Below are 242 nucleotides of genomic sequence, written 5' to 3'. Positions count from 1 at the left end.
GGCCGCGGGCGGGGGCGACCGGAAACATGCCGAATTGGGGGACCGAAGGGGTGTTGGCCAAGGCAATAAAATAGGCAGGCGAAAACACAAGCCGGCCGCCGGCGCCGCTGTTTGCCGAGAAATAGTCGAACACCAGTTTCCGGCGGGTCGCCACGAGGGGGCCGTTCCGCGCGAAGCTCCCCCTTTGCGGCTGGTCGCGGGCCTGGGTCATGTGGGGGGGGAGAGATAGGGTGGAAGGTTTA

The 242-nt window shown here is 65.7% G+C and carries 1 pseudogene; it reads right to left on the bottom strand.

What is annotated here, in order from left to right:
* Window positions 1-211, bottom strand: a pseudogene (locus KVT37_RS33670) (lipopolysaccharide biosynthesis protein); the annotation flags it as partial.
* Window positions 212-242 lie beyond the last annotated feature (31 nt).

It is taken from the genome of Mesorhizobium sp. GbtcB19 (assembly GCF_019091085.1).
Classification (GTDB): Bacteria; Pseudomonadota; Alphaproteobacteria; order Rhizobiales; family Rhizobiaceae; genus Mesorhizobium.
Note: the sequence above shows the minus strand (reverse complement) of the source record. Positions and strands in the feature narration are given on the sequence as shown.